This is a genomic window from Nonomuraea sp. NPDC059194 (assembly GCF_042754765.1).
Classification (GTDB): domain Bacteria; phylum Actinomycetota; class Actinomycetes; order Streptosporangiales; family Streptosporangiaceae; genus Nonomuraea.
Window position 1 is genome coordinate 188,008 of the sequence record NZ_JBHZBH010000009.1, and the last position, 7,391, is coordinate 195,398.

The 7,391-nt window shown below is 67.8% G+C and carries 6 protein-coding genes; all 6 read right to left on the bottom strand.

Features of this window, described 5'->3' with window-relative positions; genetic code table 11:
* Positions 1 to 51 precede the first annotated feature (51 nt).
* The 6 genes from ACFXJ8_RS14960 to ACFXJ8_RS14985 all read right to left on the bottom strand — a co-directional run bounded on the left by ACFXJ8_RS14960 (position 52) and on the right by ACFXJ8_RS14985 (position 6,800).
* Positions 52 to 1,065, bottom strand: a complete 1,014-nt coding sequence (locus tag ACFXJ8_RS14960; RefSeq protein ID WP_379644436.1) for an ABC transporter ATP-binding protein — start codon at positions 1,063 to 1,065, stop codon at positions 52 to 54.
* Positions 1,062 to 2,090, bottom strand: a complete 1,029-nt coding sequence (locus tag ACFXJ8_RS14965) for an ABC transporter ATP-binding protein (RefSeq protein ID WP_379644437.1) — start codon at positions 2,088 to 2,090, stop codon at positions 1,062 to 1,064. Before ACFXJ8_RS14965 ends, ACFXJ8_RS14960 begins: the two co-directional genes overlap by 4 nt.
* Positions 2,087 to 3,100, bottom strand: coding sequence for an ABC transporter permease (locus ACFXJ8_RS14970; protein WP_379644438.1), 1,014 nt, complete (start codon positions 3,098 to 3,100; stop codon positions 2,087 to 2,089). The genes ACFXJ8_RS14965 and ACFXJ8_RS14970 overlap by 4 nt, the downstream gene beginning before the upstream one ends.
* Before the next feature lie 80 nt (positions 3,101 to 3,180).
* Complete coding sequence (locus ACFXJ8_RS14975) at positions 3,181 to 4,956, bottom strand: ABC transporter substrate-binding protein (protein ID WP_379644439.1); 1,776 nt, start codon at positions 4,954 to 4,956, stop codon at positions 3,181 to 3,183.
* 54 nt (positions 4,957 to 5,010) lie between these two features.
* The gene (locus tag ACFXJ8_RS14980) at positions 5,011 to 6,009 is read right to left on the bottom strand and encodes an ABC transporter permease (protein ID WP_379644440.1); all 999 of its coding nucleotides are present in this window, start codon (positions 6,007 to 6,009) and stop codon (positions 5,011 to 5,013) included.
* 317 nt (positions 6,010 to 6,326) lie between these two features.
* A complete protein-coding gene (locus ACFXJ8_RS14985; protein WP_379644441.1) occupies positions 6,327 to 6,800 on the bottom strand; it encodes a cellulose synthase in 474 nt (157 codons plus the stop codon).
* Positions 6,801 to 7,391: the final 591 nt, after the last annotated feature.

Consider the following 7,391-nt stretch of genomic DNA (forward strand, 5'->3'; position numbering starts at 1 on the left):
CCCGTGACAGGGGTGGGCGTGACCCGGCTTGCCGTACCGGATGAAAACGGGTCAGGCCGTGACGGTCTCAGAGGAGGCCGCGACCGGCGCGTTTTCGGGGAAGTGGCAGGCGACGCGGTGGCCGGTGGCCAGCTCGGTGAGGGGCGGTTCGATCTTCTTGCAGATGTCCTGCGCCTTCCAGCACCGCGTGTGGAACCGGCACGCGGGCGGCGGGTTGATCGGGCTGGGCACGTCACCCTGCAGGCGGATGCGCTCGCGCTCGGTGCCCGCCTTGGGGTCGGGGACGGGCACCGCCGACAGCAGCGCATTGGTGTAGGGGTGCATCGGCGAGGTGTAGAGCGACTGGCGGTCGGCGATCTCGACGATCTTGCCGAGGTACATGACCGCGACCCTGTCGCTGATGTGCCGCACCACCGACAGGTCGTGCGCGATCACCACGTAGGTGAGGTCGAGCTCGTTCTGCAGGTCCTCCAGGAGGTTGACGACCTGCGCCTGGATGGAGACGTCCAGGGCGGAGACGGGCTCGTCGGCGATGATGAGCTTCGGCTTGAGCGCGAGCGTGCGGGCGATGCCGATGCGCTGGCGCTGGCCGCCGGAGAACTCGTGCGGGTAGCGGTTGTAGTGCTCGGGGTTGAGGCCGACCAGCTCCAGGATGTCCTGGACCGCCTTCTTGATGCCGTGCTCGGTCTTGATCCCCTGGATGCGGAACGGCGCGCCGACGATGGCGCCGACCGTGTGGCGGGGGTTGAGCGAGGAGTAGGGGTCCTGGAAGATCATCTGCATGTCGCGGCGTAGTGGACGCAGCCGTCCCTGCGGCATGTGGGTGATGTCCTGCCCCTCGAACACGATCTTGCCGTCGGTGGGCTCGAGGAGCCTGGTCACCAGTCGTCCCGTGGTGGACTTGCCGCAGCCGGACTCGCCGACCAGGCCGAGGGTCTCGCCCTTGATGACCTCGAAGTCGATCCCGTCGACCGCCTTGACCGCGCCGACCTGCCGCTTCAGCAGCCCCTTGGTGATGGGGAAGTGCATGCGCAGGTCCTGCACGGACAGCAGCGTCTCGCTCATGTGGTCTCCAGCATCGGCTTGATCTCGCTCTCCCACAGCTGTCGGCGCTCCTCGGGCGCCATGTGGCACCTGACGAGGTGGCCTGGGCTCGTCTTCAGCAGCTCGGGCACCTCGGTGTTCGAGCGTCCCTCGGTGCGGGCCGCGTGCGGGCAGCGCGGGTGGAAGGCGCAGCCTGGGGGGACGTTGATGAGGGAGGGAGGCGAACCCTTGATCGGCATGAGCCGCTCGGTGCGCTCCCTGTCGAGGCGGGGCATCGAGCCGAGCAGGCCCCAGGTGTAGGGGTGTTCGGGGTGGTAGAAGACGGTTTCGGCGCTGCCGTACTCGACGCACTTGCCGCCGTACATCACCAGGATGTCGTCGGACAGCTCGGCCACCACGCCGAGGTCGTGGGTGATGATGATCAGCGCGGAGTTGAACTCGCGCTGCAGGTCGCGCATCAGGTCGAGGATCTGCGCCTGCACGGTGACGTCGAGCGCGGTGGTGGGCTCGTCGGCGATGAGCAGCTCGGGGTCGCACGACAGCGCCATGGCGATCATGGCGCGCTGGCGCATGCCGCCGGAGAACTGGTGCGGGTAGTCGTCGACGCGGCTGGACGGCTCGGGGATGCCGACCCTGCCGAGCATGTCGATGGCGTGCTTGCGGGCGACCTTCTTGGTGACGTCGTTGTGGATCCGGTAGGCCTCGACGATCTGGTCGCCGACCGTGTAGTAGGGGTGCATGGCCGACAGCGGATCCTGGAAGATCATCGCCATCTTCTTGCCGCGCAGCCCTCGCACGTGGTCGGCGGAGGCGCCGACGAGCTCTTCGCCGTCGAGCCAGATCTCGCCGGAGACCTTGGCCCTTCCGCCCTTGTGCAGGCCGAGGATGCCGAGGCTGGTGACGGACTTGCCCGAGCCCGACTCGCCGACGATGCCGAGCGTCTTGCCGCGCTCGACGGCGAACGACAGCCCGTCGACGGACCTGACCAGACCGTCGTCGGTCGGGAAGTGGATGCGCAGGTCCTTGACGTCGAGGAACGCGGTCACGAAAGCCTCACTCTCGGGTCGACCACAGCGTAGAGGAGGTCCACGACCAGATTGGCCACCACGACGAACAGGGCGGCCAGCAGGGTGACGCCCATGACCGCGGGCAGGTCGTTGTTCTTGATGGCGTCGACGGAGAACTTTCCGAGACCGTTCAGGGAGAAGGTCGTCTCGGTCAGTACGGCGCCGCCGAGCAGCAGGCCGAAGTCGAGGCCGAACACGGTGACGATGGGCGTCAGCGCGGCCCGCAGCCCGTGCTTGACCACCACCCTGCGTTCGACCAGGCCCTTGGCCCGCGCGGTGCGGATGTAGTCCTCGCCCATCGTCTCCAGCATGCCCGCTCTGGTGAGCCTGGCGTAGGTGGCGGCGAACAGCAGGGCCAGGGTGATCCACGGCAGCAGCAGGTTGTAGGCCCACTGCAGCGGATCGATGGTGATGTCGACCCACGCGCCGCCGGGGGCGGTCCAGCCCAGGCCGTAGCTGAAGATCGACAGGGAGATCATGCCGGTGAAGAAGATCGGCAGCGACACGCCGGCCAGGGCGATGCCCATGGCGGACCTGTCGAAGAAGCTGCCGCGCCGCAGCGCCGACAGCACGCCGGTCGCCACGCCGCCGACCAGCCACAGCACGGCGGCGCCGATGCCGAGCGACAGCGTCACGCGCGAGCGGTCCATCAGGCTGGGCCAGACGGGCTGCTGGTTGATGAACGAGTAGCCGAAGCAGGGCGCGGGGCAGTGTTCGACGCCCGCACCTGTGTCGTACTCGGTTCCCAGCACGATTCCCTTGAGGAACCGCCCGTACTGCACCGCCACGGGATCGTAGAATCCGAGCCGCTCGGCGACCAGCTTGATGGTGTCCATGCTGGCTCCGCGACCGACGTACCGGGCGGCGAACGCCTCCGGAGTCGCGCCGGCCAGGCGTGGCACCAAGAAGAAGATCCCGAAGGTGACGATGCTCACGATGAGCAGCATCGCCACGGCGCCGATCACGCGCCTGATGATGTATGTGACCACAGTGCCCGGCTCCGGTCCCCGGCCGGTTGTGCCGGCCGGGGACCTGCTGCCTTCACCCGCCTATCTAGGTGTGGTTCGTCTTACTGCTGGACGCCGAGACCGACGTAGTCGTACATCTGCTGCGAGTCGCTGATGAAGACGTTCGTCAGGTTCTTGCCGCGCAGGTACAGGGCCTTGCCGTACACGCTGGGCATGACGACGGCCTGGTCGATGACCATGTGGTCGATCTGCGACCACAGGTCGGCGCGCTTGGCGGCGTCCGGCTCGGCCTTGATCTGGTCGATCATCTTGTCGACCTCGGGGATCTTGACCGAGAGGTTGTAGTTACCGGCGTCGCGGATGTCCCGGCTGTCCATGATGGCCTGCATGAAGCCGTAGGTGTCGGGGTAGTCGGAGCCCCAGCCGTTGATGGCCAGGCCGATCTTGTTCTCCTTGACGTAGGACGGCTTGCCCGCGTAGAGGGCGAAGTAGTCGTCCTGCGGGTACGGCTTGAGCGTGACCTTGATGCCGACGCGGGCCAGCGACTGCTGCAGCGACTCGGCCGCGGCCTTCTCCTTGGTCCGCTCGGTGCGGTAGGAGATGTTGGTCTCGAAGCCGTTCGGCTGGCCGCACTTGGCCAGGGCCGCCTTGGCCTTCTCCACGTCACCCTTGTCGTCGGGCGACTTGTAGAGGTCGATCTCCTTGTGACCGGCCAGGCTCGACGGGATCATCGCGCTGGCCAGGATGCCGCCGGTCTCGCCGCCGTAGGCGCGGAAGAGGCTGCTGCGGTCGGCGGCGAAGGCGATGGCCCTGCGGCAGTCGACGTTGTCCAGCGGGGCGACGTCGGGAATGATCGAGGTGTACCAGGTGCGCTGCTGGACCGGGTTGTCGGTGCGGGCCTTGAGCGCCGGGTCCGGCAGGACCTTCGGCAGGGCCGCGTTGCCGATGCCCAGACCGTCGACGGCGACCTGGACGTCGCCGGAGATCAGCCTGTTGTCGAGGTCGTCGGCGTTGACGCCGGTCTGCACCTCGATCTTGTCGGGCAGGGCCGGACGGTTCGGGTCGCTGGCCGGGTCCCACTGGTCGTTGCGGACCAGGGTGAAGCCCTTGCCGATCTCGTTCTTCTCGAACTTGTAGGGGCCCGTCGAGACGACGTGCTCCTGGTACTTGGTGCCGGTGTCCTTGTCCTTGGGAACAGGCATCGTCATCGGCATCTGCATGATGTAGTCGAACAGGCCGAACGGCTCCTTCAGGTGGAACACGATCGTCTGGTCGTCGGGCGTCTCGACGGCCGAGGAGAAGTCGGCGTCCTTCGACTTGTAGGCGCCCTTGTAGTCCTTGGGCCAGTCGAGCAGCGCGTTGAGGTAGGTCGGCCCGTTCGGGTGGATCTCCTTGTCGAACTGGCGGGCCACCGAGTACGCGACGTCCTTCGAGGTGACCGGCGTGCCGTCCTCGAACTTGATGCCGGAGCGGAGCTTGTAGGTCCACGTCTTGGCGTCGTCGCTGGACTTGCCCAGGCTCTCGGCCAGGTCGGGCACGAGGGTGTTGCCGTCGGCGCCGGGCGCGGACTTGAACATCAGCAGCGCGCGGCCGTACAGGCGGGCGAAGTTCAGCGAGTAGCCGTAGTAGGTGTTGCCGGGGTCGAGGCTGTCCCAGTCGGCCGTGTTGGCCATCTTGAGAGTGCCACCCTTCTTGTCAGAAGGGTTGAAGATCTTGCCGACGGCGGCGTCGGCCGCTTCCGCGGCACCCGCGGCGCCGGTGGCGGCGGGGGCGGTCTGACCCTGACCGGGGGTCTGGGTCGGCGAGCCCGCGCAGGCCGCCAGCGCCATGGCGAGCGTGAGCCCGGCCGCGGCGGTCGTCAGTGCTTTTCTTCTCATCAAGGTGTCGCACCCCTTTGGGTTGGAAGCAGGGTTAAGGGAGTCCGAGAGGGGTCAGCGGTTGCCACGCGGGTCGAGCGCGTCTCGCAGGCCGTCGCCGAACAGGTTGAACGCAAGCACGGTGATGAAGATCGCCAGACCTGGGAAGATCATGAAGTGCGGGATCGTGTAGAACCTGGCAGCGTCGGAGAGCATGCCGCCCCAGGTCGGGGTCGGCGGGCGCACGCCCACTCCGAGGAAGGACAGTGCGGCCTCGAACAGGATGTTCGAGGGAATCAGCAGGGTGGCGTAGATCAGGATCGGTGCGATCAGGTTGGGCAGCATCTCGCGGAAGATGATGTACGGCCCGCGCGCGCCCAGGCTCTTGGCGGCGTCGACGAACTCGCGTTCGCGCAGCGACAGCGTCTGACCCCGGATGATGCGGCCCAGGTAGGGCCAGTTGAAGAAGCCGATGATGAAGATCAGCAGAGTGACGCGGAGCGTGTCGCCGGACAGCCCGAACGCCTGGTCGGGCACCACACCGGCCAGCGCGAGCGCGAAGACCAGGAGCGGGAAGGCGAGGAAGACGTCCATCGCCCTGCCGATCAGGGTGTCGACCCAGCCGCCGAAGTAGCCGGCGATGACGCCGAGCGTCGTGCCGATGACGACCGACAGCAGCGTGGCGAGGAAGGCGATCAGCAGCGAGATGCGCGCCCCGTAGACGACCCTGCTGAAGATGTCGCGGCCGTTGACCGGTTCGACACCGAACAGGAACTCGCTGTTCATCCCGCCGAAGGCGCCCTTTGGCGCGAGTGTGCCACTGTCGACGAGGTCCTCGTGGTACTGCAGCGGGTCGTGGCCCAGCAGTCCCACGATCAGCGGCGCGAAGATCGCCACGAGCATGAGAAAGATGATCACAATGGCGCCTGCCATCGCGACGCGGTCCCGCTTGAGTCGCCGCCAGGCGATCTGGCCGAGCGAACGGCCTTCGATGGCCTTGCCGCCGGCTCCTGCCACCACCGCTTCGGGAACTGCCGTGCTGGCCGACTCCGGCACGTCGAGCGGTGCGGTCATGCGCCCTCCTCTGTCCTGACCCACCAGGAGGCCGGTATGACCCGGGTTGTGCGCATACTGCTCCAGCCCCCTGGGTTAGACGGCGTCGTCCATGACGGGCACCGGCCCGGTCTGGACTCACGCCCGTGATTGCCAGGACCGTCCGTCACGGTCCCAGGAGGCAGAATGTATGCCCTGAGCTGCGCTGACTAGCCCCCACACGGTCGATGTGGCTCAACTGTGATTCGGGCGAAACGCATTCGTATCGATCTTGGACAGAATGTCTACAGCCCGTTCCGGTTGGGTCTCGGAACTGTGACATTGCACTGACTCCGGCGCTAGCTGATCCCACGCTTCTTGAGAATGTCCTCGATATCGGAGAAATCATCGTCGTTCGTCCTGGGCTTCGGCTCCGCGAGGGCAGGCTTTCCCGCGGGGCCTGCGGCGGGCGACGCTTTCGCCTCGGCGGCTTTGCCGTTCCCGGCCTTGCCGTCGGCCGCTGACAGCTTCCTCGTCCTGAGCACGCCCGAAACCATGAACAACACCACCGACAGCCCGGCGAGCGCCACCCCTGCCCAGGTGAACGGGTTGAACACCAGGCTCGTGACGAAGGTGACGGCGGTGGTGCCGATGGTCCAGAGGGAGGCGAGCGCGCCGGTGAGGTAGGCGGCCATCGGCAGCAGCGACCAGGCCACCATCCGCATCGCGGCCACCACTCCCCTGCGGCGCAGGAGCAGGAAGCTGAACACCAGTCCCACACCGGTGGCACCGGCGCACAACGGCAACCACGCGATGGTATTGAATCCGCCCATATTGGCCACCCCTCGTGTTGACTGACTTCTCCATCCTGGCACGCGGGGCGCCGACCGCCGCTCCTCCCTAAGGAGGGATCTTTCCCTTAGGGGATGGTCTCTCGACATTCGGTACGGCAGGCCGCCCGCCACCCGCACTGGGGTGTTCGCGACGGCCCCGGCGCCCGTGCAGAGGACATTTCGCCCAACCCCATGCTCGACACCCCGGCACGCGGGCGCGGATCGAACAGGCAAGGCTCCGGCCGACGCGGGGTCAGAGTCGCAGGTCGGGGCGCGGGCCGGGTGACGCCGCAGGTCAGGAGCACCGCGGATCGGGGACGCCGCGGGCCGCAGGCGCGGGCCGGGGGGCCGCAGGCCGCGGGGCCCGGGGCGCCGCGGACGAGGACGCCGCAGATCGGGAACGCGGGACCAGGGCGCGAGCCGGGCGACGCCGCAGGCCGGAGGATGCCGCAGGTCGGAGCGCTGGCCGACACCGCGGGTCGGGAGCGCGGGACCGGGGCGCGAGCCGGGCGACGCCGCGGGCCGGAGGATGCCGCAGGTCGGAGCGCTGGCCGACACCGCGGGTCGGGAGCGCGGGACCGGGGCGCGAGC